Source organism: Acinetobacter lwoffii (genome assembly GCF_052078135.1).
In the GTDB taxonomy this organism is placed as follows: domain Bacteria; phylum Pseudomonadota; class Gammaproteobacteria; order Pseudomonadales; family Moraxellaceae; genus Acinetobacter; species Acinetobacter lwoffii_Z.
Genome location: NZ_JBQGUZ010000006.1, coordinates 29789 through 55650, shown reverse-complemented (window position 1 = coordinate 55650; position 25862 = coordinate 29789). Strand labels below are relative to the sequence as shown.

The 25862-nt window shown below is 44.0% G+C and carries 28 protein-coding genes, 5 tRNA genes and 1 other RNA gene; 20 read left to right on the top strand and 14 right to left on the bottom strand.

The features are described 5' to 3' along the window. The first annotated feature begins 35 nt into the window (after window positions 1-35). Window positions 36-908 carry a hypothetical protein gene (locus tag ACTL4S_RS05745; protein ID WP_441298921.1) on the top strand — a complete coding sequence of 291 codons (873 nt, stop codon included), beginning with the start codon at window positions 36-38 and terminating at the stop codon, window positions 906-908. Window positions 909-945: 37 nt separating this feature from the next. Here the strand turns inward: ACTL4S_RS05745 and ACTL4S_RS05740 are convergent. The 4 genes from ACTL4S_RS05740 to coaD all read right to left on the bottom strand — a co-directional run bounded on the left by ACTL4S_RS05740 (window position 946) and on the right by coaD (window position 2255). Further along, window positions 946-1022, bottom strand: a tRNA-Met gene (locus ACTL4S_RS05740). A gap of 72 nt (window positions 1023-1094) precedes the next feature. After that, an RNA gene (gene rnpB / locus ACTL4S_RS05735) (RNase P RNA component class A) lies at window positions 1095-1472 on the bottom strand. Window positions 1473-1498: 26 nt separating this feature from the next. Next, window positions 1499-1762, bottom strand: a complete 264-nt coding sequence (locus ACTL4S_RS05730; protein ID WP_004280584.1) for a YfhL family 4Fe-4S dicluster ferredoxin — start codon at window positions 1760-1762, stop codon at window positions 1499-1501. Between the two features lies 1 nt (window position 1763). After that, window positions 1764-2255 carry a pantetheine-phosphate adenylyltransferase gene (gene coaD / locus ACTL4S_RS05725; RefSeq protein WP_004280585.1) on the bottom strand — a complete coding sequence of 164 codons (492 nt, stop codon included), beginning with the start codon at window positions 2253-2255 and terminating at the stop codon, window positions 1764-1766. Window positions 2256-2394: 139 nt separating this feature from the next. Between coaD and smpB the strand changes: the two genes are divergently transcribed. Then, window positions 2395-2874: an SsrA-binding protein SmpB gene (gene smpB, locus ACTL4S_RS05720; protein ID WP_004280586.1), complete on the top strand. Its 480-nt coding sequence runs from the start codon at window positions 2395-2397 to the stop codon at window positions 2872-2874. Between the two features lie 55 nt (window positions 2875-2929). Here the strand turns inward: smpB and ACTL4S_RS05715 are convergent, their stop codons facing one another. From ACTL4S_RS05715 to rluD, 3 genes are read right to left on the bottom strand one after another with little or no spacing between them, the layout of a single operon-like run. Next, window positions 2930-3490: a flavodoxin family protein gene (locus tag ACTL4S_RS05715; protein WP_004645771.1), complete on the bottom strand. Its 561-nt coding sequence runs from the start codon at window positions 3488-3490 to the stop codon at window positions 2930-2932. Between the two features lie 40 nt (window positions 3491-3530). Next, the gene (gene pgeF / locus ACTL4S_RS05710; RefSeq protein WP_441298920.1) at window positions 3531-4271 is read right to left on the bottom strand and encodes a peptidoglycan editing factor PgeF; all 741 of its coding nucleotides are present in this window, start codon (window positions 4269-4271) and stop codon (window positions 3531-3533) included. 37 nt (window positions 4272-4308) lie between these two features. Next, on the bottom strand, window positions 4309-5361 hold the full coding sequence (gene rluD / locus ACTL4S_RS05705) for a 23S rRNA pseudouridine(1911/1915/1917) synthase RluD (RefSeq protein WP_005265880.1): 1053 nt from the start codon (window positions 5359-5361) through the stop codon (window positions 4309-4311). A gap of 71 nt (window positions 5362-5432) precedes the next feature. On the opposite strand from rluD, the gene ACTL4S_RS05700 reads away from it, so the two are divergent. After that, the gene (locus ACTL4S_RS05700; protein ID WP_004645775.1) at window positions 5433-6398 is read left to right on the top strand and encodes an outer membrane protein assembly factor BamD; all 966 of its coding nucleotides are present in this window, start codon (window positions 5433-5435) and stop codon (window positions 6396-6398) included. A 225-nt stretch (window positions 6399-6623) separates the two neighbouring features. Further along, window positions 6624-8546, top strand: a complete 1923-nt coding sequence (locus tag ACTL4S_RS05695; RefSeq protein WP_004645776.1) for a DNA primase — start codon at window positions 6624-6626, stop codon at window positions 8544-8546. Between the two features lie 140 nt (window positions 8547-8686). Here ACTL4S_RS05695 and hemA read toward each other — a convergent pair whose 3' ends face one another. Further along, complete coding sequence (gene hemA / locus ACTL4S_RS05690) at window positions 8687-9976, bottom strand: glutamyl-tRNA reductase (protein WP_441298919.1); 1290 nt, start codon at window positions 9974-9976, stop codon at window positions 8687-8689. Window positions 9977-10055: 79 nt separating this feature from the next. On the opposite strand from hemA, the gene ACTL4S_RS05685 reads away from it, so the two are divergent. The 11 genes from ACTL4S_RS05685 to panD all read left to right on the top strand — a co-directional run bounded on the left by ACTL4S_RS05685 (window position 10056) and on the right by panD (window position 16153). After that, the gene (locus ACTL4S_RS05685; RefSeq protein WP_035335017.1) at window positions 10056-11768 is read left to right on the top strand and encodes a tetratricopeptide repeat protein; all 1713 of its coding nucleotides are present in this window, start codon (window positions 10056-10058) and stop codon (window positions 11766-11768) included. 7 nt (window positions 11769-11775) lie between these two features. Then, entirely contained in the window at window positions 11776-12354 is a 579-nt protein-coding gene (lolB, locus tag ACTL4S_RS05680) for a lipoprotein insertase outer membrane protein LolB (protein WP_441298918.1), read from the top strand. Window positions 12355-12375: 21 nt separating this feature from the next. Then, complete coding sequence (ispE, locus tag ACTL4S_RS05675) at window positions 12376-13203, top strand: 4-(cytidine 5'-diphospho)-2-C-methyl-D-erythritol kinase (protein ID WP_441298956.1); 828 nt, start codon at window positions 12376-12378, stop codon at window positions 13201-13203. Between the two features lie 2 nt (window positions 13204-13205). After that, a tRNA-Gln gene (locus tag ACTL4S_RS05670) sits at window positions 13206-13280 on the top strand. 26 nt (window positions 13281-13306) lie between these two features. Next, window positions 13307-13381 (top strand) — tRNA-Gln (locus ACTL4S_RS05665). Window positions 13382-13401: 20 nt separating this feature from the next. Next, a tRNA-Gln gene (locus tag ACTL4S_RS05660) sits at window positions 13402-13476 on the top strand. 92 nt (window positions 13477-13568) lie between these two features. After that, window positions 13569-13643, top strand: a tRNA-Gln gene (locus ACTL4S_RS05655). A gap of 36 nt (window positions 13644-13679) precedes the next feature. After that, window positions 13680-14633, top strand: coding sequence for a ribose-phosphate pyrophosphokinase (locus ACTL4S_RS05650; protein ID WP_004280601.1), 954 nt, complete (start codon window positions 13680-13682; stop codon window positions 14631-14633). A gap of 98 nt (window positions 14634-14731) precedes the next feature. Continuing rightward, window positions 14732-15028 (top strand): 50S ribosomal protein L25, encoded by a 297-nt coding sequence (gene rplY, locus ACTL4S_RS05645; protein ID WP_004645781.1) that lies wholly within the window; start codon window positions 14732-14734, stop codon window positions 15026-15028. 18 nt (window positions 15029-15046) lie between these two features. After that, window positions 15047-15628 (top strand): aminoacyl-tRNA hydrolase, encoded by a 582-nt coding sequence (gene pth / locus ACTL4S_RS05640; RefSeq protein ID WP_004645783.1) that lies wholly within the window; start codon window positions 15047-15049, stop codon window positions 15626-15628. 144 nt (window positions 15629-15772) lie between these two features. Further along, window positions 15773-16153 (top strand): aspartate 1-decarboxylase, encoded by a 381-nt coding sequence (gene panD, locus ACTL4S_RS05635; protein WP_004280606.1) that lies wholly within the window; start codon window positions 15773-15775, stop codon window positions 16151-16153. Between the two features lie 68 nt (window positions 16154-16221). Here the strand turns inward: panD and ACTL4S_RS05630 are convergent, their stop codons facing one another. The 4 genes from ACTL4S_RS05630 to ACTL4S_RS05615 form a co-directional block, all read right to left on the bottom strand. Beyond that, window positions 16222-16788, bottom strand: coding sequence for a GDYXXLXY domain-containing protein (locus tag ACTL4S_RS05630; RefSeq protein ID WP_253137817.1), 567 nt, complete (start codon window positions 16786-16788; stop codon window positions 16222-16224). Beyond that, window positions 16788-18593: a DUF2157 domain-containing protein gene (locus ACTL4S_RS05625; protein WP_253137764.1), complete on the bottom strand. Its 1806-nt coding sequence runs from the start codon at window positions 18591-18593 to the stop codon at window positions 16788-16790. The genes ACTL4S_RS05630 and ACTL4S_RS05625 overlap by 1 nt, the downstream gene beginning before the upstream one ends. A 90-nt stretch (window positions 18594-18683) precedes the next feature. Then, window positions 18684-19295 carry a LysE family translocator gene (locus ACTL4S_RS05620; protein WP_153566833.1) on the bottom strand — a complete coding sequence of 204 codons (612 nt, stop codon included), beginning with the start codon at window positions 19293-19295 and terminating at the stop codon, window positions 18684-18686. A gap of 45 nt (window positions 19296-19340) precedes the next feature. Next, on the bottom strand, window positions 19341-19826 hold the full coding sequence (locus ACTL4S_RS05615; protein WP_441298955.1) for a DUF1289 domain-containing protein: 486 nt from the start codon (window positions 19824-19826) through the stop codon (window positions 19341-19343). Window positions 19827-20015: 189 nt separating this feature from the next. On the opposite strand from ACTL4S_RS05615, the gene trhO reads away from it, so the two are divergent. From trhO to ACTL4S_RS05595, 4 genes are all read left to right on the top strand, one after another. Then, on the top strand, window positions 20016-20948 hold the full coding sequence (trhO, locus tag ACTL4S_RS05610; RefSeq protein ID WP_004645789.1) for an oxygen-dependent tRNA uridine(34) hydroxylase TrhO: 933 nt from the start codon (window positions 20016-20018) through the stop codon (window positions 20946-20948). Window positions 20949-21154: 206 nt separating this feature from the next. Then, complete coding sequence (locus ACTL4S_RS05605; RefSeq protein WP_005103989.1) at window positions 21155-21433, top strand: hypothetical protein; 279 nt, start codon at window positions 21155-21157, stop codon at window positions 21431-21433. A gap of 87 nt (window positions 21434-21520) precedes the next feature. Beyond that, complete coding sequence (locus ACTL4S_RS05600) at window positions 21521-22138, top strand: DedA family protein (protein WP_005103990.1); 618 nt, start codon at window positions 21521-21523, stop codon at window positions 22136-22138. A gap of 27 nt (window positions 22139-22165) precedes the next feature. After that, window positions 22166-22591 (top strand): ABZJ_00895 family protein, encoded by a 426-nt coding sequence (locus ACTL4S_RS05595; RefSeq protein WP_086044565.1) that lies wholly within the window; start codon window positions 22166-22168, stop codon window positions 22589-22591. 71 nt (window positions 22592-22662) lie between these two features. On the opposite strand, the gene ACTL4S_RS05590 is transcribed toward ACTL4S_RS05595, so the two are convergent. Both ACTL4S_RS05590 and ACTL4S_RS05585 read right to left on the bottom strand, forming a co-directional pair. Then, entirely contained in the window at window positions 22663-23187 is a 525-nt protein-coding gene (locus ACTL4S_RS05590; protein ID WP_253137761.1) for a YecA/YgfB family protein, read from the bottom strand. A 71-nt stretch (window positions 23188-23258) separates the two neighbouring features. Then, window positions 23259-23465 carry a PA3496 family putative envelope integrity protein gene (locus ACTL4S_RS05585; protein ID WP_004280622.1) on the bottom strand — a complete coding sequence of 69 codons (207 nt, stop codon included), beginning with the start codon at window positions 23463-23465 and terminating at the stop codon, window positions 23259-23261. A gap of 351 nt (window positions 23466-23816) precedes the next feature. On the opposite strand from ACTL4S_RS05585, the gene rpoD reads away from it, so the two are divergent. After that, the gene (gene rpoD / locus ACTL4S_RS05580; RefSeq protein ID WP_224215688.1) at window positions 23817-25751 is read left to right on the top strand and encodes an RNA polymerase sigma factor RpoD; all 1935 of its coding nucleotides are present in this window, start codon (window positions 23817-23819) and stop codon (window positions 25749-25751) included. Window positions 25752-25862 lie beyond the last annotated feature (111 nt).

Below are 25862 nucleotides of genomic sequence, written 5' to 3'. Positions count from 1 at the left end.
ATTATATTTAATTCAAACCATTATTTTGAATAAATATGCATCTATCAACTAAGACACTTGAAAAACTTCGTGACTTAATCAATGAAATCACCGAATACCGATCAGGGCCAAAAATTATCGATTTTTTTGGTATGTTCGATTATCAAGATGTATATGGACAAGGTTTTCCATCTAGATGGATGTACACAGATCTACGACTTTCTCAAATAAATGGCACACCAAAATTAGATATATGTATTAAAAACTTATTTAATCCTATAAATTATATTGAAGACTTAAATCGACTAGATAATTTAATTAAAGAGTTCAATAAATATCTACAATTCGACAAATATCAAATTACTAGAACCAACACTGAAATTAACCTTACACCTATTACAAAAATCAATCTTGATGAACAATTCCAATCAGATAATGAAAATATTAAAAATAACTTTATAAAACATGAATTTAAGTTTGATTACTCTCAGTTAAATCTCATCCCAACCTTAATGCCTGTAATCAAAAGTAGAATAATAGAAATTGAAAAAGCTTTTAAAGCTGAAGCATACCTTTCCGTTGTGTTATTAGCTGGTAGTACATTAGAGGGAATATTCTTAAATATTGCTTCTTTAAATCCAAGGGTTTTTAATACTTCAAACTGTAGCCCTAAAAAAGATGGCAAAGTAAAAAACTTCGATCAATGGACACTTCATAATTTCATTGAAGTATCTCATTCAATTAATTTAATTGAAAAAGATACATATCGATTTAGCAAAGAATTAAGAGATTTTAGAAATTACATACATCCTTTTCAGCAAATGACTGAAAAATTCTCACCTAGAGAACAAACAGCTAAAATTTGCCTACAAGTTTTGAAATCCGCTATCTCTGATATTCAAACCAATCAAAATAAAATTGGGGCATAAAAAAACCCACTCAATCGGAGTGGGTTTTTTCAGAATATGGTGGCTATGACGAGACTTGAACTTGTGACCCCCGCATTATGAGTGCGGTGCTCTAACCAACTGAGCTACATAGCCTTAAACTGTGCGCGCATTATGGGATTTTCTGTAAATCACGTCAACCCCATATTGTGCTGTTTGATCAAAATTTGTTGAAGTGAGCCGATAAGCCGGGTTCTGTCGTGAACGATCATTCCTCTAGGCGCACAATCACTCATGCGCTCAAGCGACCTACCCGAATCCAGCATGGGCCATGCCTAATGGATTCCTATTTGGTCTTGCTTCCGGTGGGGTTTACCTCGCCATGAACTGTTACCAGCCATGCGGTGCGCTCTTACCGCACCCTTTCACCCTTACCTTCGATTCCGATTGCTCGAAAACATAATGAAGGCGGTCTTCTCTCTGCTGCACTTGCCGTCGGTTTACACCGCCCAGGCGTTACCTGGCACCTTGCCCTATGAAGCCCGGACTTTCCTCCCCTGCTTCAATCACGGAGATCTCCACAGCAGCGATCGTCTGGCTCACTTCGAGCGGCATAGTATCAAATATCGAGACTAATTGCTTGATGTTTTTTGAGCAGTCAGTTTTTCATACTTGGCTTGCAGCTGTTCCTGCGTTTCGACATGATTCGGATCCAGTGGAATACAATCCACCGGACAGAACAGCTGGCACTGCGGTTGATCATGATGTCCGACGCATTCTGTACATAAATCTGGATGAATCTCATAAATGAGTTCACCCATATAGATGGCCTCATTCGGGCATACAGGTTCACAGACATCACAATTAATACATTCATCGGTGATATATAAAGACACGCTACCAACCTTGTTGAAGTTTACGCTCGAAGGCAGCAACCACGTTTGGTGGTACAAACTTGGTCACATCACCTCTTAATCGAGCAATTTCACGCACCAAAGTGGATGAAATAAAAGAATATTGCTCTGAAGGGGTTAAAAACACCGCTTCAAAATGGGAGTCCAGCTGACGGTTCATATTTGCCAGCTGAAATTCGTACTCAAAATCAGACACTGCACGCAAACCACGCAATACAGCAGTCGCCTTTTGCTCACGGAAAAAATTGACGAGCAAACCATCAAAGCCTACAAATTCAACATTGTCCAAATGACTCAATGACTCTTTCGCCAATGCGACACGCTCTTCCAGACTGAATACCGGATTCTTATGATGACCAATGGCAATCGCCACTACGACTTCATCAAACATTCGCGCTGCGCGTGTTACCAAATCAATATGTCCATTGGTAATTGGATCAAAAGTCCCCGGATAAATCACACGAGTTTTAGACATCCATTTGTACTCTGTTTGTTATGTAGAATCTTATTTTAGCAAAAACTTGTTTTTTTGGTGAATAATCCTCATTAATTTAAAAAACTTCACCTTATTTCTAGTTGCGGTACAATAGCAGCACGTTTGGAAGTATCAGATTATGGCGAAAGCATCTATTGTAGTAAAAAAAAATAATGGCGGTACCATTGCACTGAATAAACGTGCCCGCCACGATTATTTTATTGAAGAGAAATTTGAAGCGGGGCTTTCATTAAAAGGTTGGGAAGTCAAATCAATGCGTGCTGGTCGCATGACCATCGTAGAAAGTTATATTACCTTTAAAAATGGTGAAGCGTTCTTGTTTGGTGCACAGGTTCAGCCCTTATTAAGCGCTTCAACCCATGTGGTGCCTGAAGCAACTCGTACCCGCAAGCTGTTGCTGAATCGCCGTGAAATTGAAAAGTTGATGGGTGCGATTAACCAGAAAGGTTATTCCTGCGTTCCATTGGCCTGCTACTGGAAAGGTCCACATGCCAAGCTGGAAATTGCTCTGGTGAAAGGTAAGCAGCTTCATGACAAACGTGCCACCGAAAAAGACCGTGACTGGCAACGTGATAAAGCGCGAATTTTCCATAAATAATGGATTAAAAGTTGAATATAAAAAAACCTCCGCATTTGGAGGTTTTTTTATGGTTTTAAGTATGGCTATTTAAACGCGCTAGAGTCAAAGCAATATATTCACCAAACCAGAACGCAGTTTTTAAATCGCCTTCAGGTGGGGTCACTTCTACCGGTGCGTTATCTGACTGGGTCATTAAACCCAAAAAGCTCGACATCCGGTTCAGATCCGTGACGGCACGTCCTGTCGGCATTAATGGCAATCCACTCCACAACATCCCGTGCTGCATGGCAAACAGGTTGATTTGCTGCAGGACCGCCAGCTTGTCACCACTAAGTCCGCCACCATTGGTAAAAGCCGCTGCCAGTTTTCCCTGCCAGCTACGTGCCAGCCAGCGCTTAGAGGATTGCTCCATAAACAGCTTCATGGCAGAGGTCAGGCTACCCATATAGGTCGGACAGCCAAAGATAATCGCATCGGCGGCATCCAGTACATCCCAGTCTATATGTTCGACATTCATCATATGCACCTGAACACCAGTTTCGCGCGCACCATCGGCAATAAAATTTGCCACTTTAGCCGTGTGTCCATAAGGACTGTGATAAACAATCGCAACAGATTTGGAAGATAGGGACATAACGCTCAAAAGCCAAAAAATTCAGTTAAGTTTAACATTTTCATGCCATAAACACGAATGTCGCCATACGCCCTGTTTTTGGCTCACGGCGATAAGAAAAATACTCATCTGCTTGACGATAAGAACACTGCTCCCCACCCAATACGGTATTTATGCCATGTTGCTGCAAGATATAACGCGCAATCGCATACAGGTCGGCATAATATTTACCTGCCTGCTCACCGGCCTGAAATGCACTGTCCAGTTCAGGATATTTACTACAAAAAGCCGCTTTTACTTCAGTGCCAATTTCAAAACAAGGCTGGCTAATAGCTGCCCCGAGCCAGGCCCAGGTCGGCGGAGTTTGCATGGCTACAAGGGTATTTTCAATAATCCCACCGGCCAGACCACGCCAGCCGGCATGCAAATTGGCAACTTCCGTACCTTTCGCATTCCCCATTACTACAGGTAAACAGTCTGCAGTCATCATCATCAAGGCATGCGCCTTGCGCTGCGTCACCAGACCATCTCCGACCAGTGCGGTAAATGGCATCTGCTCATTAATGCTATGACAAATGGTGCTATGCGTCTGGGTCATCCAGGTAATCTTATCTACGCCAAAGGCAGCGAAATCCTGCAATAAAGCCATACGATGCTGTTGTACCCGTAGCGCATTATCCTGCACATGCAAGGCCAAGTTAAAACCTGCAAGCTCAGGCTGTGCGGATGGCTGTACTTTCGCATGGTGAACGCGAGTCTGGCCGACATACACACCTTGTGGAAGTCCTGGTACAAATTGCATCTCGATTCCTTGCTTTGACGCGAGCTAAATAAAAAGATTAATAGGCTTTGTTTTCGGTACGCAGCACTTCAACCAGATTGGCAAAGTCTTCCGGCCACGGTGCTTCAAAGGTCATTTCTTCTTTGGTACGCGGATGGGTCAGACCGAGTTGTACAGCATGCAAAGCCTGACGCTTGAAGCCACGCAAAGTATCATCTAATAATTGCGATGCACCTGCAGGCATACGGACACGTGGCATATACACCTGATCGCCCACCAAGCCAAAGCCGATATAGCTAAAATGCACACGGATCTGATGGGTACGTCCAGTTTCCAGACGGGCTTGAACACGGGTAAAATGCTGGAAACGCTCTTTGACATTGTAATGCGTCACCGCGTCTTTACCACCTGGAAGTACGGTCATTTTCACACGATCCACCGGATGGCGTTTGATTGGTTCATCAATGGTACCGCCAGCAATAATATTGCCGTAAACCACCAGGTCATACAGGCGATATACTGATTTTTTCTCAAGCTGTTTGCTTAAGGCAAACTGTGCTTCCAGATTTTTGGCAACCACCAACAGACCACTGGTGTCTTTATCGATACGATGTACCAGACCTGCACGCGCCAGTTCAGCCGATTTCGGATAGTGATGCAATAAAGCATTCACCAAGGTGCCAGAACTATTGCCAGCGCCCGGATGCACTACCATGCCTACAGGTTTATTGATGACAATAATGTCATCATCTTCATAGATGATATCCAGTGGAATATCTTCCGGCAGACTGCGCGTTTGCGCTTCAAGCTCAACATTTAAAGTCAGGGTTTCAAAACCATCACTTTTAAATTTCGGCTTAACCGGTTGACCATTCACCAATAAATTGCCATCTTTAATCCATTGCTTTAATTTTTCTCGAGAAAAATCGCTCCAGACCATTGCGGCAATCTGGTCGATCCGTTGCCCGATATAAGTTTCATCCAGTTGAAATTGCAACGATAAACGTGTTGCAGTTGCTTCTGAAGTATGGTTATCTGCATCCTCAGAATCTTCAAGTAAATTGAAATCAGTATCAGGGATATTAGAATTGGAAGATTGTGCTTGACTCATTTGCTCATTCAGACAAAAGTGGTTTAATAGTGCAATTGTAGCTCATTGCCCGTATTAACAGAGGAATTTTTATGTCGCTACCACATTATAAAATGACAATGCTTGCTGTGACATTAGGCATTGCATCGGCAATGGTAGGCTGTAGCAGTAATCCAAAAAAAGAAGTCGTGGATAAAGGTCCGGAATCTAGCGAACAGGTTTATATTCAAAAAGCACAGAAAGCGCTAGATCGTAATCAATATACCGATGCAGCAAAACAGTTGGAAGCGCTGGAAACTTATTTCCCGACCAGTCAGTATGCCCCGCAAGCGCAACTGGAACTGTTGTATGTGAAATTCCAGCAAAAAGATTATGAAGGTGCGGTCGCACTGGCAGAGCGTTTTATCCGTCTGAACCCGCAACATCCAAATGTCGACTATGCCTACTATGTACGCGGTGTCTCAAATATGGAACAGAACTATAACGGCCTGCTGCGTTATACCTCGCTGAAACAGTCGCATCGTGATGTCAGCTACCTGAAAGTGGCTTACCAGAATTTTGTTGATTTCATTCGCCGCTATCCATCGAGTACTTATGCAGTGGATGCAGCACAGCGTATGCAGTTTATCGGTCAGGAACTGGCTGAGCATGAAATGAACGCAGCACGTTTCAACATCAAGCGTAAGGCTTATCTGGCAGCAGTTGAACGTGGCTTGTGGGTGATTGAACATTATCCTCAAACTCCGCAGATTCCAGAAGCACTGGCAACGGTTGCTTATGGCTATGCTCAGCTAGGTGATAAAGCGACTTCTCAGCAATATGTGGATGTATTAAAGCTGAATTATCCGAATCTGGTGAAATCAGATGGGACGGTGAATCTGCGTGCAGCGCGTAGTGAAGGCAGCTTCTTTAACCGCGCGACACTGGGTATTTTTGGTAAAGAAGCCAAGACTGTAACCGACACCGATGCACAGTCTGATGCGCCAGAAAATGAAAAGCGCAGCATCACCAATCGCATTTCATTTGGTTTGCTGGATCGTCCTAAAACGGCTGAATAAAGCTAAAGAAGGCCGGCAGCATCAGCAAATAAGACAGCGCTTTACAGGTGCATTTTCCTCAAGGGCAAGGTATCATACTTGCCCTTTTGCGTTGTCTTGCCCAGGCTTGAACAAAACGTGCAAAAGGTATACAAAGGAACTTGAAATATTCAATGTCCAACTAGACTATTTTCATTTTTTCAGTGATTTAGACCTTAGATTCCAGCACGAGAAGCTCAGCAGACCATGGCCATTCCTCAACATACGATTGATCAGATTCTCGATCGCACCGATATTGTCGATGTGATTGGTCAATTCGTAAAACTGAAAAAAACAGGCCGTACCTATTCAGGCTGCTGCCCTTTTCATCAGGAAAAATCACCGTCTTTCCACGTCTATCGTGACAAACAGTATTTTCACTGTTTTGGCTGTCAGGCCAACGGTAATGCCATCCGTTTTTTAATGGACATTGGCAGCCGTAATTTTGTCGAAGTGATGAAAGACCTGTCCAGCCAGACGGGCATCGAACTGCCTAAAGACAATACTGATTCCAATAAATTAAAATATAAACGTGAAGCAGCCAAACCCAAAATCGTGCCTGCTCAAACTGCACCACAAACTCAGCCGCAACAGAATAACGCTCCAACAGAAAATAATAATGCTGCATCTACGGCGAGTTTCGATCCATTTGCAGAGTTTCAGACAGTCGAACAGGATTTTTATGGTGACCCTTTTGCTTCTTTTGAACACCTACCGATGGCGGAAGTTCAGCAAGACGGTAACCTCTACGACCTGCTAGAAAATATCGCGCAGTTCTATGAGCGCCAACTCCCAAATAGCCCGAGTGCCCAGCAATACTTCAAGCAGCGTGGTCTGACTGCAGAGACCATTGCCTATTGGCGCTTAGGCTATGCGCCTGAAGACTGGCAACATCTGGAAAAAGCCTTTCCTCAGGATATTGAGGGCTTAAAACTTTTAGGTCTGATTCGCACCAGCGACAGTGGCCGTGATTTTGACCTGCTGCGTGAACGAGTCATTTTCCCGATCCGTGATACCAAGGGCCGTGTGGTCGGCTTTGGCGGCCGTGCCCTGAATGACGAGATCAAGCCGAAATACATCAACTCGCCAGATTCTGAAGTCTTCCATAAAAACCAGTTGCTGTACGGCCTCTATGAGGGCCGCAAACAGAAAGCCCAAGAATGGCTGATGGTCGAAGGCTATATGGATGTGATTGCGCTTCAGCAATATGGCATTCATGGCGCAGTGGCGACTTTAGGCACAGCGAGTAATACCGACCACCTGAATATTCTGTTCAAGCAGAGCAACCGGCTGACCATTGCCTTTGATGGGGATGCTGCCGGTCAAAAAGCAGCGCGCCGTACCTTGGACATTGCCCTGCCCCTGCTGAATGATGGCCGAGAGCTGAAGTTCTTTGTTTTGCCCGCTGACCATGACCCAGATTCATTGATCCGCCGTGAAGGGATAGAAAACTTCAGACGCTTGCTGGATCAGGCACCGTTGATGTCGGACTTCGTGTTTGCCCATCTGACCCAAAATCAGGATATCACCACCCCAGAAGGCAAGAGTCAGGTTATGGGTGAACTAAAAAATCTGACCGAATTACTGCCCAAACATGGCTCCTTCCGTTATCTGCTGCAGCAATTTTTCCGCGAAAAACTGGGCTTTAATCGTAAATGGCAACCTAAGGTCAATACAGATGCATCTTTAAGCTTTAGTACCAAAATTGATGCTGAAGAATATGTGATTGCGATCTTGATGAATCATCCTTATCTGTATATTCATTTTGAACCACTGCGCGCGCTAGTAGCGGAAGATCAGTTGCTGTTTAAGATTTTGAATATTCTGAATGTGATTTTTGATGACTTGCCAGATGACCCTGAACTGTCGATCTACTATGTGCTCGGTGCCTGCGCAGCTCATCATCATGAACTGCAGCATATTTTACAGCATGCCAATGTCAGCGATTACACCTCATCCCCGGAACAGGCCGATAAGCTCGCGGCTGATTTTTCGACCAAGCTGCAATATCAATGCTTGAAAAACAAGATTAAATCCAAGAAATTTAACAGTATTGCAGAAATGAAAAACCTGAAAATGCAGATTTATGAAATTGACCGCAAACGCTCGATGACCCTGTTAGAAGACTAATTTTTCAAATTATTGATTCTTTCGAATCAAATGAAGTCCGTGCTAGATCTCACTAATGTTTATAATTTTCTCAAATAATCAGGCTGGGTTTTTATCTTGAAGTACCAATCAGCACAGAACCAAGCCTCTTATCATACTGATTAAAATGAATGCCTGGATTTACGACGTTTCGCAACCACCTTACCCAGTTCTTCCTGTAACAGCTCAAAATAGGCAGGATCTTCCGCTTTGGCCGCCTCACGCAGCACAATAGAGGTTGGATGTAACAGTTTTTGGGTCAAACGATGTGAAAACTCGGCCAGTACAGTATCTGCCTTTTCGCCTTTGGCAATACGCTGGATTGCCAGTGTCAATTCTTCCTGACGTAAAGTTTCACCATGATCACGATAGGCATGAATGGTCGCCCCGGCCTGTTTGACCTTTTGCTGGGTCATCAGTTCTGTAGCCAGCTGATTGACCATGATTTCGGCCTCAACAGCCGCCTGACGGCGCTGTGCCAGATTTTCCTCAATCACGCTTTGCAGATCATCAACGCCATACAGATAAACCCCGTCCAGGCTTTCTACTTTGGCATCAATATCGCGCGGTACGGCCAGATCGACCAGCAGCATCTGCTGGTAACGGCGTTTCTTTAATGCTGCCTTGATATCAGGATAGTGAATCACCTGATGCAAACTGCCGGTACAACTGGAAATGACATCGGCACGATGCAGATTTTCTGCAAGCTGATCAAAATCTATAATTTCGACTTCAACTCGATGTGCAATTTCCTGTGCCAGAATATCCGCACGCTCGCGGGTACGGTTACAGATAATAATCTTGCCCACCCCCATCTCTGCGAGGTGTTTGGCCACCAGACTGTTCATCTCCCCGGCTGCTACCACCATAATGGTCAGCTTGTCCGGATGACTAAATACTTGCAAGGCCAGTTGCGCCACCGCATAGCCCATCGAGACCGCATGACTGCCGACAGCCGTTTCCGAACGCACGCGTTTAGCGGCATAAAAAGCATATTCAAAAATCCGGTTGAGATCGCGCGACACCGTATGGGAGTCTTTGGCCAGAGAAAGTGCAGTTTTGACCTGTCCCAGAATTTGTGGTTCACCCAGCATCAGTGAATCCAGTCCACTGGCGACGCGCATCAGATGCGTCACTGCCTGGGCATTTTCATAACGATAGACATGATGTTGCAGTTGTTTGACATCCACCCCATTTTTCTGGGCGAGCCAGTTCAGCACCATGTCAGCATTGTCAGACATGGCGTAAACTTCGGTCCGGTTACATGTAGACACCACCACCATGTCGTTCAGTTGAGGGTGTTGGCTTTGCTCGGCAAGAATGGCACTTAACTTTTCAGGGTTAAACGCCACTTGTTCGCGCAGTTCTACAGAGGCAGTTTGATGGTTGACACCCAATGCAAAGAAAGACATATCAGGTCATCATTTCACTAAATTTATGCTATTGTGCAACATCGGTGTCATAAAAAGCATTACTTGGATCAATAAAAAATTGCGTCAAACAATTAGCCGTATCAACGGCCCTACAATTAAGCAATATTCTACCACATTCCTACTGGTGGGTAGCATGGCTTCGACTGCGCATCTTTATGCAGCGGAAGCAGTTTACCATGCAAATCAAAATTATGATGCGATAAAACAAAGTATGATGGCTGAGTTTGCCATCGCTGCACATGACATTCCGACTGCTTTGCACAACTATACGGTGCTGGCGATCAAGAGCAATTCCACTTCAGTCAAGCAGCGTGCACTGAATGTCGCGCTGGAACATGATGACCTACAGGCAGCACTAGATATCTCCACGCACTGGGTGGTACAAGAGCCGCAAGATGTCCCCGCTTTATTTTATTTATCACATATTGCCCTGAAAGCACATGAATATGAGCTGGCCGCTGAGACCTTAGAAAAAATCCTGCAAATTGATGACAGTGCCGATCTGGAAGAAATTCTCGCCGGAATTTCACCGGAAGGCACAGAGGATCGTACTTATCTGATTCAGGCCTTAAGCACCACTAAAGCCAAGGACAATCCATCTATTCTGGTGCTGGTAGCCGGTCTGGAAGCACAAAATGGTCAGCTCGAACAGGCTCTAAATACAGTTAACCGCGCCTTAAAAAAACGTCCGAATGCGACCGGCTATATTTTGATGAAAGCCAATCTGCTCAATGCACTCGGCGATACTCAGGCGACACTGCAATGGTATGAAAAATCCAGCCGTAAACACCGTAATAATCTGGATGTACGTCTGGCCGAAGTCAAATATCTGGTCAAGCTGAACGAAGCGACTTTGGCGCTGAAAAAACTGCAAGACATTCTAAAAAAATGGCCGACTGCTGAAGAAGCCCTGTTCATTGCCGGACTGACCAGTATTGACTTGGAAGAATACGAGAAAGCCGAAAAATATCTGGTCGAACTGCGTTATTCTGCGCAATATCAAAACGAAGCCTATTATTACTTGGCGGTGAATGCAGAACGCAAACAGCATTATGAAACGGCTAAAGCCTATTATCGTCTGGTCGATGGCAGTCTTTACACCGTCTCACGTCGCAACATGATCTCGATTTTCGCCCAGCAGGATAAGCTGCATGATGCGCTGCGTTTCTTAACACAGGAAAGAGTCAATTATCCACAACATGCCAGCTTCCTCTATCTGGCCCAGGCGGATATTTTGACGCGTATGCAGAATAAAAAAGCTGCTATTCGCCTGCTGGAAGAAGCCAGCAAAAACCTGCCCGATGACCCTGAACTGGTTTATTCGCAAGTCCTGTTGCTAGATCCCCATCAGGATCGCATCAAGCTGGATGAACTACTTAGCACTTTACTTAAAATTGAACCGAACAGTCCGACCTATCTGAATGCCTATGCCTATACCCTGGCGATGCAGAACCGTCGTCTCGAAGAAGCACGCCGCTATGTCGAACAGGCACTGGAATATGCACCGGAACAGGCATCCATTCTGGATACCTATGGTTATATCTGTTATTTACAGAATGACTTCGCCACAGCTGCGGACGTGTTATACAAAGCTTATCAGTTGAATCCGAATGTGAAGATTGGCGTGCGTTATGCCCGTTCCTTGTACATGAAAGGTGATCTACAACAATTCCACCAAGTGTTACAACAATTACAACAAAACCATCCAAATGACCCAGAATTGAAACAACTTAATTCGCTATTGTTAGCACCACAAACCAAAACGAGTTAATTAATTTATGCGCAATTTGAGCCAATTGGGCTGCTGTGCCTTTGCAGCCACTGCTTTATTTTTAACTGGCTGTCAGCAGATGATCAAGCCTCAAGCGCCTGCCACCCCGTCTGTACAGGCAGAGAATCAATTTCAGCTGCAAGGTAAAATTGGCGTTCGTACCCCTCAACAGACTGGCAGCGCATTCTTTACCTGGGTACAACAGCAGGAAGAATTCGATATTGAGCTCAGCGGTATCTTAGGTGTCGGTAAAACCCAGATTTCTGGCACACCGGGACAAGTGACCTTAAACAGCGCAAAAACCGGTGTGATTCAGGCAGCCAGTGCCGAGGAATTACTGCAACGCGCAACAGGCTGGCAAGCGCCGATTAGTCATTTAGTCGACTGGGTTCAGGCGCGACCTGCCACAGCAGCGGCACAGCTTAAAAAAGATGATGCACAGCGAATCAGCCAGATTATCGAACAGGGCTGGACGGTCGATCTCAATTATAATGCGCAGGCCAAAATGCCAAACCGTTTGATTTTAAAGCAGTCACTTGGAAATGGTGCAGAAAACCGTATTACAATGATCATTGAAAACCGTTAATTGACCTGATTCCAGCCCATGATGATTCGTGTTCCCTCGCCTGCTAAACTGAATTTGTTTTTACATATCACCGGTCGCCGTGAAAATGGCTATCATGAACTGCAAAGTATTTTTCAGCTGATTGATCTATGTGACTGGCTGGATTTTGAACAAAGCGCTGATGATGCGATTCAGATAGAAGGCCTGGCCTCAGTCGATCTGCAACAGAATTTAATCTATCGGGCGATCCAGTTGTTGAAGCCTTATGCCAAAACGCCTTGCGGGCTAAAAATTCGTCTGGAAAAAAATATCCCGATGGGTGCAGGTCTTGGCGGTGGGTCTTCCAATGCAGCGACGACCCTGATTGTGATAAACCAGCTCTGGCAGTGCGGTTTAAATGTTGAGCAACTGGCAGATCTCGGGGTTAAACTGGGTGCAGATGTGCCGATATTTGTGCATGGTAAAAATGCCTGGGCTGAAGGCATTGGTGAACACTTAACATTCATAGACTTAGATCAAAAAAAATTCATTGTGTTAAAACCTGATTGTTTTATCAGCACTCAACTGCTTTTTTCGCAAAAAGCATTGACAAGAGACACGAAGAGCACTAAATTTTGCGCCTATCAGGAAACGCCATCTGATTTTGGAAATAACTTTGAGCCACTGGCAAGAAGCTTATATCTCGAAGTCGATGAAGCAATGCAATATCTCGACCAGTTCGGAAAAGCAAAGCTTACAGGTACAGGTGCTTGTGTGTTTATTGAAGTCACTGAAAATCTGAATATCGAAGATATTCTTGCAAATGCACCATGTAAAGCTTACCTGGTCAACAGTTTACAAGAATCACCTTTAGTTCAGTTTAAAGTGTAGATAGGGGTATCGCCAAGTGGTAAGGCACCGGGTTTTGATCTCGGCATCCGTTGGTTCGAATCCAGCTACCCCTGCCATTTTTCACCTGTAGATGTACTGTATTAGGGGTATCGCCAAGTGGTAAGGCACCGGGTTTTGATCTCGGCATCCGTTGGTTCGAATCCAGCTACCCCTGCCATCTTACAGTTCATCAAATTTAGGGGCGTCGCCAAGTGGTAAGGCACCGGGTTTTGATCTCGGCATCCGTTGGTTCGAATCCAGCCGCCCCTGCCATTTTCTCGAAAAAAGACAGAGCACTCATTTGCTGTAAGACTGTTAATTTACCTTGACACTTTACCGCAAAAATATTAAAGTTCTGCCGCATTAGGGGTATCGCCAAGTGGTAAGGCACCGGGTTTTGATCTCGGCATCCGTTGGTTCGAATCCAGCTACCCCTGCCATCTATTCCCATATATCCCAACCGCCAAGGGTGCTTCATGCCCAATCTTGTCGTTTTTAGTGGATCTGCGCATCCACAATTCGCTCAAAAAGTCGTAAGTCACTTACATATTCCTCTAGGCGCTGCCTCTGTAGGTCAGTTCTCTGACGGTGAAATTGCTGTCGAGATTACTGAGAACGTTCGTGGTAAAGACGTATTTATCGTACAACCTACTTGTGCCCCAACTAACGATAACCTGATGGAAATCTTAGTGATGGCTGATGCTTTGCGTCGTGCAAGTGCGGGTCGTATTACTGCCGTGATTCCTTATTTTGGTTATGCTCGTCAAGACCGTCGTCCACGTTCAGCACGTGTTCCAATTACTGCAAAAGTTGTAGCAGACATGCTCACTACTGTAGGCGTTGACCGTGTTGTGATGATCGACTTGCACGCTGACCAGATCCAAGGCTTCTTCGATATCCCTGTAGACAACATCTACGGCACACCTGCACTACTTGCTGACTTGCGTCAACAATCGCATCACAACCTGATGGTGGTTTCACCTGACGTCGGTGGTGTAGTGCGTGCACGTGCTGTTGCGAAACAAATGGGCGATATCGATCTTGCAATCATCGATAAGCGTCGTCAAAAAGCGAATGAATCACAAGTGATGCATTTGATTGGCGATGTAAAAGATCGTGATTGTGTCATTGTTGATGACATGGTAGATACTGCTGGTACGCTATGCAAAGCTGCTGATGCATTGAAAACTTTCGGTGCTCGCAAGGTTGTTGCGTATGCAACGCATCCAGTACTTTCTGGTAAAGCGATTGAAAACTTAAAGAATTCTGTGATTGATGAACTGGTTGTGACTGATACCATTCCTCTTTCTGATGAAGCTTTAGCACTGGGCAAGATTCGCCAGGTTTCAGTAGCCAGTATGGTTGCCGAAACGATTCGTCGTATTAACAACGAAGAATCTATTAGCGCAATGTTCGATTCTTATCTATAATAGAGCGCTGAATTTTCAAAGCCCTGCCATTTGGTAGGGCTTTTACTCACCAGACTGGTCGCAAGTCTGGTTCATTTAACTTAAATAGGATGTCTATCATGGCAAACTTCGTATTAAACGCAGCAGCACGTGAAGAAGCAGTTCAAGGGAAAGGTGCGAGCCGCCGCCTTCGTCTTCAAGCTAAAGTTCCTGCAATCATCTACGGTGGTGAAGCTGCTCCTGTAGCAATTACTGTTGAGCTTCGTCAGCTTGTTAAATTCTTAGAAAACAATTCATTCTTTGAAGAAGTTATCGAAATTGATGTAGACGGTAAAGTTGAAAGCGTGAAAATCCAAGCGTTACAACGTCACCCAGCTAAAAACACACCTATGCACGCTGACTTCAAACGCGCATAAGTGTTAATGGTGTAATTAGTGTCAAATATTTCACTGATTGTTGGTTTGGGTAACCCAGGTTCTGAGTATGCCCAAACCCGCCATAATGCAGGCTTCTGGTTCGTAGAACGCCTTGCAGACCAATATGGCATTACCCTCAAAAAAGACCCAAAATTCAACGGATTTAGTGGTCGTGGCAATATCGAAGGTCAAGACGTCCGTCTTCTTCTCCCAACAACCTTTATGAACCTTTCCGGTAAAAGTGTTGTTCCTTTCGCCAAATTCTATAATATCGCACCTGAATCGATCCTGATTGCCCATGATGAACTGGACATGAATCCCGGTGTCATTCGCCTGAAAACTGGCGGTGGTCACGGTGGTCATAATGGTCTACGCGATATCGTGCCGCATATTGGTTCAAACTTCCATCGCCTGCGTATTGGAATTGGCCATCCTGGTGCCAAAGACCGCGTTTCTGGTCATGTGCTCAGTAAAGCGCCAAGCAGCGAACAGAATTTAATGGATGATGCAATTTCCCATGCCCTTGCCCGCACAAAAATGCTGGTGAATGGTGAAGTACAGCAAGCCATGAATCAAATCAACGCATATAAGCCGAACTAAACATTCAAAAATTGCTGGACAATTCCGCTTGCCAGAAAGTTTATTTAAGCGCAAAATGCGTTTGCTCGATTGTTCACCATACAGCAAGCAAGATTGATTTAACCAAATGATCAAACTCTTAGGTCAACTCAGGGGACGCTAGCCATGCTATCTCGTTTATTAAAATGCAAAATTCACCGCGCTCACGTTACACATGCAGAACTACACTATGAAGGTTCATGTGCAATTGATGGCGTTTTGATGGATTTGGCTGGCATTCGTGAATACGAAGAAATTCATGTGTGGAACGTGACCAATGGTAAACGTTTTGCAACTTATGCAATTCGTGGCGAAGACAATTCAGGCATCATTTCAGTCAATGGTGGCGCTGCGCATCAAGCCGATGTAGGCGATATCGTGATTATTGCAACCTTTGGCGATTTCACTGAAGCTGAAGCGAATGCCCATCAGCCTCGCTTAGTTTATGCTAACCCAAACAATACAGTCAGCCACACTGCCAACTGTATTCCGGTACAAGTCGCATAAGCTGATCAGACCAGATACCCAAAAGCTCGCACATCGCGGGCTTTTTTAATACTGGAATATTGCCCTGTTTAACTGCCCTCTCGCCAGCTTTTAGAGCTTTCACAGTTTAAAGGTTTTAATTGTTGATCCAGCAAATCAAATAACAAGGCCTCACCATTTTCCTTCACCTTCAGCTCTACAAATTTGGCGTTACGATAACACGGCTCCAGCCCCTCGGCGAACATGAAACTGTTGGCAGCAGGATACAAAGCCTCAAAAGTATTGCGTGGGTTTTTCAGAATTAATCGGGCTGAACGTTCCGACTGATTGAGTGCACTTCGATCAAAACTGGTTTTGATAACTCTGCGCTGTTGATCCAGCTGTACATAGCTCATCACATTGGATTGATTTTTAAAATCTTCAGTCCTGATGTCAGAAACTGGCTGTTCGGAACCATTCTCCGCTGCCACTGCGCTAAAATGCAGATCATAGTTCAGTGCCATATAATCTCCTTGCAGGATCGAACGCGGATCGACAGGTGCCAACTCGACAAAGATACTGTCACTTTTTGCCAGATGCCATTCATGCTGGATGATTAAACCCGCAAATAAGGCAATGCTAAAAATACTAAGATGCAGTGCCATAAACTTTTTCATCATGAGACCACTCCTGCTTTCAGCTGGAACTTCGGTGAACTCAACACATAAGCCAAAAGCAACACCAGCACACCTGAGGCAAAAATACTGACACTTTTAAATAAAAAACTTAGTCCCAGATTGTAATACAGCAGCCATAACCAGAAGATCAGTAGCAAAATGGTCAAGGCTTGCATCAATCGTTGTTGATTCACCATGGCCCAAGCCATAAACACTAAAATGATAAAAATTTCAAAGTAACCCAATGCAATCAGCAGAATTCCCGCAGCAGGAATGAGCCAGAGTTGAATTCGTGAAAATTGCTTGAGATGAATCCCGACAAAACTCAATAGCCAGAAAGCTGGCAAAATATAGAAAATAATGGCTTCATCTATACCGCGTGGCTGCAATTGCTGAGCCACACCAAATTGCAGTAAACATTGAAAAATAGCCGTTACCACCAAAATACTAATCATCCATAAATTCATGCTTTTGGCATAAGCTGAAGCGAGCCAGTATCTCGCAGTAAGCAAAGCTCCTGTCAGAATGCTGTAATTCAGCAGCATGATCCACGTCAGCAGGCGCTGATCCTGAAAAAATGCATGTTGGTCGACCAGAACTGCAATTCCCAGTATATGTGCAAGTAACAACTGCAACAGCACCACCAGCCAATGCATACGACTCATGATAGTCAGCAGCGTAATGCCGACTTGTATCAGCCAGATTAGCAATAGACTCTCTGTGAGTAATTGAGTATGAATCAATACCGCGGCCTGACCGCAAACCCATAAACAATAAGCCAATTGCCGCATAAAAACTGAGGGCTTGCTACGAATCAACCACCAGGCGACTGCGATAAAAATGATTCCCATCAGAATCGAAAAACTTTTCCAATAGGTCAGCAACAGCATGGCCAAGATCACACCAGCAATCCACGCGCCCAGAGCCAATGGAATGACCGAAAACCGGCTCTTGGGCAACAGCTTGATCAGCAGACCTGTAATAGCTGCGAACCAGCTGAATATCAGCAAAGCTAGTATCAATAAGCCAGCGGCAGAATCCTGTAAATATTGCTGAGTGAGATCAAAAATGAGAACACTAAAACTCAGGGCCAGTCCTGCAACAAGCAAACTGGTTTCAAGCTGTTGCTTTCGGGTATAGAAATAAACACTGAATAAAATAGGCAGAACCAGCACCGAAGCCAAATACCAGATCGAATCCGAGTCGATAAACCGGAACATACTTACTACTGAAATAAGCACCACGACAGCGATAAACAGATAGCGCAAAACCGGATAATAACGTAAGGCATAGATCATACTTAGCCCGGTCAACAGATTCAGACCGAGCAGATAAAGAGTTTCAGCACGCACCAGCCAAAAGCTTTGTTTAAAATAAAAATAGAGTGCTAACTGGCTGACCACACAAAATAATGCAAAGATCCCAATATTCGGCCGATACAGCCAAGGCAGCAACAGCAAAGCCCAAAGCAGAAATAACTGATAACTGTCAGCACCAGTCTGATAAATCTGTCCAATCACGGCCAGACTTAAGCCCAGCATTAGACCCGATACAGTATCCAGACTTTGTCTTAACTTTTCCCGCGCAGTGAAACGCACACTCAGCAATGCTGAACCCAGCAATAAAATTTGAGGAATAAACAGCTGGACAAATTTGGGCAACATCCACCAGTTTGCTGCCAGCAGATACACGATACTGACAGCGATCAGCGCCAGCCCAATGATTTGAAGAATTTGAATCACAGCAGGTTGAATAAATAACAGCGGGGAAAATGGACGATCTGGCGATGGTACTGTTCTGGACATGCTAATCTGTTCAATTTTTATTTGATTTCACCTTAGCATGATTTTTGCAGGATATGCCAGGCAGGAACAGTCCAAGTATGCTGTACATTTTTAAATCAGGATTTGATAAATTCCGTACCCTGCAATCATGAGCAGAATCATGCCGCACAATGCCAGCAAATGTGGATAGAGTCGAGAATGGGATAAGTGGTTGAAACCCAAATACACCACAGACAAAGTCAGAAAATCCAGGAGAATCCAGCTCAAAGTCAAAATAATTAAACTTAAATCAAGATCAGGAGTAATCCCGATAAACTGCGGGAAAAAAGCCGCAAAGAAAATAATGTCCTTCGGATTAGAAATACCAACCAAAAAACCTTGTCGAAAACCACCATGCACAGGAACTAGATTCTCCTGAGCTTGCTCCTGCTGCTTAAAAATAACTTCACGGAAAATCTGCCAGCCTAGATAGCCAATATATAAACAGCCCAGTAACTTGATCGTATCTAGCCATTGCGCATTGATAACCAGCAAACCTTTCAAACTTAATATAGATAAAGCAATTAAAACTAGGGAGGCAAAATTGGTACCAAAAATGGTTCTTAAAGCTGCCGTATAGCCACCTTTTAAACCGGCGCTAGCAACCAGCAACATCACTGGGCCAGGTGTAGCGATCATCACCACAACAGCCAGACAATATAAAAAATATTCACTAATATTCATGCCACCCCTCAGCTATTGTTATTTTTATGCATAAAAAAAGAGGACTTAGTCCTCCTCTTGTATATGAATCAGATGCTGACTGATACCGTCTGCCCGCAGAAAAGCCAGATCATAACTGGCAGTAGCCAAGGCCAAGATCCGGCGCTCAAACTCATCCCACAACGGACGCACCTGCTTATAATGGATGCCCAAACCACTATCGTCGGTAAAATGCCGATTTTTTTCACACAACTTTAAAGCATGATACAACTTGCGCCCTTTGGAAGCATCATCACGCAAACGCACCCGTTTCGACAGCACAAAGGCCTGCACTTTGACAAGATCGGCATGCGGTAACAGCGCCACCAGAATCTGATCCAGCTGTGCATCCAGGCGTTGCCACACAGCTCGATGCTGCTCGGCACTATACGTATTCCAGTGAATCACTTCATGATTAAAACGGCGGCAACCACGACATACCGCATCACCAAATACGGTCGAGCAACGCCCTGCACATGGGGTTAAAAACGCAATACGACGATCTGAACTCAAAACACACTCCAAAGATACTGCAACTTTCAGTATCTGCATCACTGCACAAAATCCTGGGTCGGGCATGACTATACACGCTCTCCCCCATGAATTGAAGCCTGTTAAAAGACTTGCGTTTTACTCGCTTATTCACTCGAATCAAGCTAAAATATGCGCCTTTCAAATTATCATGCTACGTTGGAGTATTCCATGAACGCTACTGTAGAACAGCTTGCACCTGTAGAACAGCAAGCGACGACTGGTTGGGTTGTTGCCGCACTTTATCAATTCAAAGAAGTTCAAGATCCTGCCGATCTTCAGCAACGTCTTTTGGACCTGGTAAAATCCATCAACCTTTGCGGTACTCTAATTGTGGCAGGTGAAGGCATTAACGGTACGGTTGCAGGCGACCGTGCATCGATTGATCAAATTCACCAGTTCCTTCTAAATGAAGGTTTTAACGAAATGGAATACAAAGAATCTGACAGTTCTGAAAAGCCATTCCGTAAGATGAAAATTAAATTAAAAAAAGAAATCGTGACTTTAGGCGTGGAAGTAAAACCGCGTGATTTAGTCGGTCACTATCTTGATCCAAAAGAATGGAACGAACTGATTGCACGTGATGACGTGATTCTGGTCGATACACGTAACGATTACGAATACAAAGCCGGCACTTTCAAAGGCGCAATTGACCCGAAAACTGAAAGCTTCCGCGAATTCCCTGAATACGTGAAAAATAATCTGGAACAGCACAAAGACAAGAAGATTGCGATGTTCTGTACAGGTGGTATTCGTTGTGAAAAATCAACCTCTTTACTTCTTCAAGAAGGCTTCACTGAAGTTTATCACCTGAAAGGCGGTATTTTGAAATACCTGGAAGAAACCCCGGCTGAAGAAAGCATGTGGGAAGGTGAATGCTTCGTGTTTGATGGTCGTACTGCCGTAACGCACGGTGTTGAAGAAGGCCAAAACACCAAGTGTCATGCGTGTGGCTGGCCTTTACTTCCAGAAGAAGTTGCCCTCCCAAGTTATGAACATGGTGTCTCTTGTGTGTACTGTATTGACAAAACCTCGGAGAAACAAAAAGAAGGTTTCCGTATGCGTCAATCACAAATTTTAGCAGCAAAACGCAAACGCCTCTAATTTGGCCTTTTGTAATGAAATATATAAAAACCCTCTTCGGAGGGTTTTTTGTTTACATAAAAATCACAACAGTAATAAAACTCTTACCAATTCCTTACCAAGAACCTCATTTTTTTCCAAACAAGATTGTTAGTCTAATGATACGGTGATTTACAAGCTAAGTCTTTCATTATTAACTGAAATTTTTACTTGAAAAGGAATATAAAATGGCAGGCTCACTTGCTCGAGATTCAGACAATCTGGTTCAATTTCAACCAAAAGAAAATATAAAGCTGCAACGACTTCATCAAATTTCTGAAGAGCTTGAACAGCAGTCACATCTGTTCGTAGTTATCTTGGGAACCATTATTGGCGCAATCTTGGCGCTGTTCATTGGTTACCATATCAATACCAGCATCATGCATTTTATCCTGTTGAGTATTTTGCCGATCTGCTTGGCCTATTTCTTACGTAAAGTTTATATTTATACCCTGACACATAGCTGATTCTGTCTGATCATTTATATTCCAAGACTTTACCGCACAAAAAATACTGCTTAGGATACAGGCAGTATTTTTTATTTTGCCAATCATATGAATCTGACCGAATGGATTATTTCCGTCATGGAGCAACTGGGCTACTGGGGCATTGCCCTGCTCATGTTCCTGGATAATGTCTTCCCGCCAATCCCTTCCGAAATTATTATGCCTTCCGCGGGCTATTCCGCCTCTCAGGGCGAGTTAATACTCTTCGGGGTCATCATGTCCGGCTGTATCGGCTCTCTACTAGCAGCCGCCTTGCTATACTGGATTGGCTATAAATTTAACCATGATTCTATTTTTAAATTTGTCGATCGTTATGGCAAATATTTATTTATTAAATCAGAGGATGTGAAAAAATCACTCAGTTGGTTTGAGCATTATGGTCACCGGATTGTGTTTTTTGGCCGCATGATTCCTGCCGTCCGCTCGCTGATCAGCATTCCTGCCGGCATGAGTCATATGCCCTTCTGGAAATTTATGTTCTATAGCGCACTTGGAACCATCATCTGGACTACATTTTTGGCCTGTGTCGGATTTTATTTTGGCGAAAACCAGCAGTTGATGCAGCAAATTTTCAGTAAAGTCAGTTATGTGATTATTGCCATTGTTGCGGTAATTATTATCTGGATTTTCTACCGTAGACAGCAGCGTAAAAATCGTCCATCCTGAGGAAGATCCCTTAAGGAGATTAAAACGATGTCGCATTATCTTAAATATTTTGCCACCGTTTATCTGACCTTGGTTCTATTGGTAGGCATATTCATCTATGTATTCAATCTGGGCGCCATTCTGCTGATTCCTGCCCTGATTGCTTCTGCCTTTCTCAGTGCCCGATACTTTGTTAAGAAAGAACTTCGTTTGCCGACTCAGCAAGAGAAAAGCAAACTGGTCTGGGGCTCCACTATTATTGCCATGACATTCGGGTTTATCTTTTTAGTAGTGGTCATCTGGATGAACCCGCAGACAGATGAGATTTATAGAACCATCACCTATACAGGAAGAGGAACAAATTCATTCCTGGTGGCTGCAAGTATTGCCTTACATGCCTTACTGTTCCATATCGCCTACAATGCGTATGCACGCTATAGTCTGGCCAAGCGTACAGGCTTGGAAAGAAAATAGGATCGAGCAGCTCTCAAAGATGCAAAAAGACCAAAGCTAAAAAAAGCACCCTGCGGTGCTTTTTTTATGAATTATTCTGGAGTGTGATACATCAGATACAATTCATTTAAGTTTTCTGGAATTTCTTCTGCAAGTTCATCCATTAACTGGCCATTGCGACGGAAAGTTTCCATTTGTGGATCTTCATCATCAATGCCGCTGAAGACCATGATTGGCAGGGTTAAATCCACCAGTTGTTCTTCAAATTCTTCAGTAAACCAAGCGTCTTCGTTTAGGAACATGGCGTCTACAAAGCCCACACTCCAGTCACCCAAGCTTGATTCAGTATCTGCTTCTTCAATTTCAAACGGGAACGTAATCCCTTCTTCATTGGCTAAGCTTTGACGAATAGACTCTAACCATGCTTGCACCTGAGTGATGATTTCTACAGGCACTTTCTTTTGATTACTATCAAAAAGTTCGTCTAACCATTTGTCGAATTTTGGGCCTACTGCAATAGCACATAAGAAACCATGGGTTGCCGCGAAATCTAGACCATGTTCATTTTGGTCACCATCTAGATATTCACTCAACAGGTCTAAATCTAAAGCACTCATCTAACATCCAAACTTAGAAAACCGAAAGGTTTAGCATAGCATTTATTCAGGCTATGCTAAATCCGAATTCGTTAATCTTCGTCGTCAAAATCGTCATCATCGTCGAAGTCATAGTCAAAATCTTTGAGTTCGCGCTCTAAACGACGTTGGGTCAGCAGATCATCGATCAGACGACGTTTTTCCAACGACTCTTTAGCACTGAGCTTGCTAGAAGCCTCATCGAAATTAACATCATCTTCACCGAAGTTATCATCTAGTTCAAAATCTGTAGAAGACACTAAAACTTCCTCATGAGTGAAAAATGTAAAAGGATTTAAGCGCTATTTATCGTGCCTAAAATAACAAGTCAAGTTTTATTTGGATTTTCGTATTTTTAATTTGTAATTAGGGGTTTTTTCTGTCTCAATTGTGTGCCATGATATAATCCACCCTGCGTGCTTATGTTTTTTGATTCTCCTTTTTTGAGTCATAAACAGACACGCATGGGATGAACTTGAAAACAACAAATTCACCCCCATCTTAAATTACTGAATTTCATTTTAAATATTTTATCAGACAGCTTTCATGCTGAATTCCCTGATGAAATATGTAGGCTATTCACTAAATTTAACGAGCTTAAATCGTGCAGCATTGTACGGTTTTTTACTGCCACAGATTCAACGAAGAGTAAGCAAAAGATGAGCGATATGACTTCCCCTACTTCTCAAGTAGCGGCTCTGATTAGCCGAGGCAAAGAACAAGGTTATTTAACCTTCGCTGAGGTTAACGATCATCTGCCGGACTCCATCACAGAAAGCGAGCAGATTGAAGATATCATTCAGATGCTGAATGATGTCGGTATTCCGGTACATGATCGCGCGCCTGAATCTGATGATACGATGTTCGAAGATACTGCAGAAGCGGCGGATGAAGTTGCAGAAGAAGAAGCTGCAGCCGTACTTGCATCTGTAGAAAACGAGCCAGGTCGTACCACTGACCCTGTACGTATGTATATGCGTGAGATGGGTACAGTAGAACTTCTGACTCGTGAAGGCGAAATCAGCATCGCAAAACGCATCGAAGAAGGTATTCGTGATGTTTTGCACTCGATTGCTTACTGGCCGAATGCGGTAGAAGTGGTACTGCAAGAATACAAAGATTATGAAGCGGGTGAACGCCGTCTTGCTGACCTTTTATCAGGTTATTTAGATCCTGAATCAGATGAAGAAATTCCTGAAGTTCTAGAAGAAGAAGCGGTTCTTGCTGAAGATGAGACTGACTCGAAAAAATCGACCAAAGATGTAAAACTGGACGATGATGAAGAGGAAGAAGAAGCAGATTCTGATGATGAATCAGAAGCAGATTCTGGTCCAGATCCTGAAATTGCTAAAGCGCGTTTTACTGAACTGGAAAATGCGTGGCTGAATACCAAAGCAACTATTGAAAAACATGGTCGTGACAGCAAACAGGCTGAAGAAGCTTTGCAGGCACTTGCAACTGTATTCATGATGTTCAAATTTACCCCGCGTCTATTTGATATCATTTCTGAAATGATTCGTGGTACCCATGATCAAATTCGTGGTGCAGAACGTGAAGTGATGCGTTATGCAGTACGTCGTGGCCGTATGGATCGCACCCAGTTCCGTACCAGCTTCCCGGGCCAAGAATCGAATCCAGCCTGGTTAGATGAGCAGATCGCAAAAACACCTGCAGACCAGAAAGCTTATCTGGAAAAAGTACGTCCAGACGTATTGGCCTTCCAGCAAAAAATTGCCGATATCGAGAAAGAGCTTGGCCTTGATGTAAAAGGCATTAAAGACATTGCCAAACGTATGGCCGTCGGTGAAGCCAAAGCACGTCGTGCCAAGAAAGAAATGGTTGAAGCGAACTTGCGTCTGGTAATTTCGATTGCGAAGAAATATACCAACCGTGGCTTGCAATTCCTGGATCTGATTCAGGAAGGTAACATCGGTCTGATGAAAGCCGTAGACAAGTTTGAATACCGTCGTGGTTATAAATTCTCGACTTATGCGACCTGGTGGATTCGTCAGGCGATTACCCGTTCGATCGCGGATCAGGCACGTACCATTCGTATCCCGGTACACATGATTGAAACGATCAACAAGATCAACCGTGTATCTCGTCAGCTTCTACAGGAAATGGGTCGTGAACCGACGCCTGAAGAACTGGGCGAACGCCTGGAAATGGACGAAGTTAAAGTACGTAAAGTACTGAAAATCGCCAAAGAACCGATTTCGATGGAAACACCAATTGGTGATGATGAAGATTCGCATTTGGGTGATTTCATTGAAGACAGCAACATCACCTCACCAATTGATGCTGCAACGTCTGAAGGCCTGAAAGAAGCAACACGTGAAGTTCTGGAAAACCTGACTGAACGTGAAGCCAAAGTCCTGAAAATGCGTTTTGGTATCGACATGCCGACCGACCATACTTTGGAAGAAGTGGGCAAACAGTTTGACGTAACACGTGAACGTATTCGTCAGATTGAAGCCAAAGCACTGCGTAAACTTCGCCATCCATCGCGTTCAGAACACTTACGTTCATTCCTTGAGAATGATTAAGATTTGATACTTGATGTGGAGACTTGAAATTTGATCATCAGTCTCCATTTAAGTAGCCAAGACAGACCCAAACGCCTGCATGATTGCAGGCGTTTAAAATTAGGGGGACTA

Bases quoted from the DNA above. Each gene is read 5' to 3' on its own strand.
- rplY (WP_004645781.1), top strand. From the start codon at position 14,732: ATGGCAAACTTCGTATTAAACGCAGCAGCACGTGAAGAAGCAGTTCAA.
- ACTL4S_RS05650 (WP_004280601.1), top strand. From the start codon at position 13,680: ATGCCCAATCTTGTCGTTTTTAGTGGATCTGCGCATCCACAATTCGCT.
- smpB (WP_004280586.1), top strand. From the start codon at position 2,395: ATGGCGAAAGCATCTATTGTAGTAAAAAAAAATAATGGCGGTACCATT.
- pgeF (WP_441298920.1), bottom strand. From the start codon at position 4,271: ATGCAATTTGTACCAGGACTTCCACAAGGTGTGTATGTCGGCCAGACT.
- ACTL4S_RS05595 (WP_086044565.1), top strand. From the start codon at position 22,166: ATGTCGCATTATCTTAAATATTTTGCCACCGTTTATCTGACCTTGGTT.
- rluD (WP_005265880.1), bottom strand. From the start codon at position 5,361: ATGAGTCAAGCACAATCTTCCAATTCTAATATCCCTGATACTGATTTC.
- ACTL4S_RS05605 (WP_005103989.1), top strand. From the start codon at position 21,155: ATGGCAGGCTCACTTGCTCGAGATTCAGACAATCTGGTTCAATTTCAA.
- ACTL4S_RS05630 (WP_253137817.1), bottom strand. From the start codon at position 16,788: ATGAAAAAGTTTATGGCACTGCATCTTAGTATTTTTAGCATTGCCTTA.
- ACTL4S_RS05590 (WP_253137761.1), bottom strand. From the start codon at position 23,187: ATGAGTGCTTTAGATTTAGACCTGTTGAGTGAATATCTAGATGGTGAC.
- ACTL4S_RS05620 (WP_153566833.1), bottom strand. From the start codon at position 19,295: ATGAATATTAGTGAATATTTTTTATATTGTCTGGCTGTTGTGGTGATG.
- ACTL4S_RS05600 (WP_005103990.1), top strand. From the start codon at position 21,521: ATGAATCTGACCGAATGGATTATTTCCGTCATGGAGCAACTGGGCTAC.
- lolB (WP_441298918.1), top strand. From the start codon at position 11,776: ATGCGCAATTTGAGCCAATTGGGCTGCTGTGCCTTTGCAGCCACTGCT.
- coaD (WP_004280585.1), bottom strand. From the start codon at position 2,255: ATGTCTAAAACTCGTGTGATTTATCCGGGGACTTTTGATCCAATTACC.
- trhO (WP_004645789.1), top strand. From the start codon at position 20,016: ATGAACGCTACTGTAGAACAGCTTGCACCTGTAGAACAGCAAGCGACG.
- ACTL4S_RS05625 (WP_253137764.1), bottom strand. From the start codon at position 18,593: ATGTCCAGAACAGTACCATCGCCAGATCGTCCATTTTCCCCGCTGTTA.
- panD (WP_004280606.1), top strand. From the start codon at position 15,773: ATGCTATCTCGTTTATTAAAATGCAAAATTCACCGCGCTCACGTTACA.
- ACTL4S_RS05745 (WP_441298921.1), top strand. From the start codon at position 36: ATGCATCTATCAACTAAGACACTTGAAAAACTTCGTGACTTAATCAAT.
- hemA (WP_441298919.1), bottom strand. From the start codon at position 9,976: ATGTCTTTCTTTGCATTGGGTGTCAACCATCAAACTGCCTCTGTAGAA.
- ACTL4S_RS05700 (WP_004645775.1), top strand. From the start codon at position 5,433: ATGTCGCTACCACATTATAAAATGACAATGCTTGCTGTGACATTAGGC.
- ACTL4S_RS05715 (WP_004645771.1), bottom strand. From the start codon at position 3,490: ATGTCCCTATCTTCCAAATCTGTTGCGATTGTTTATCACAGTCCTTAT.
- ispE (WP_441298956.1), top strand. From the start codon at position 12,376: ATGATTCGTGTTCCCTCGCCTGCTAAACTGAATTTGTTTTTACATATC.
- ACTL4S_RS05695 (WP_004645776.1), top strand. From the start codon at position 6,624: ATGGCCATTCCTCAACATACGATTGATCAGATTCTCGATCGCACCGAT.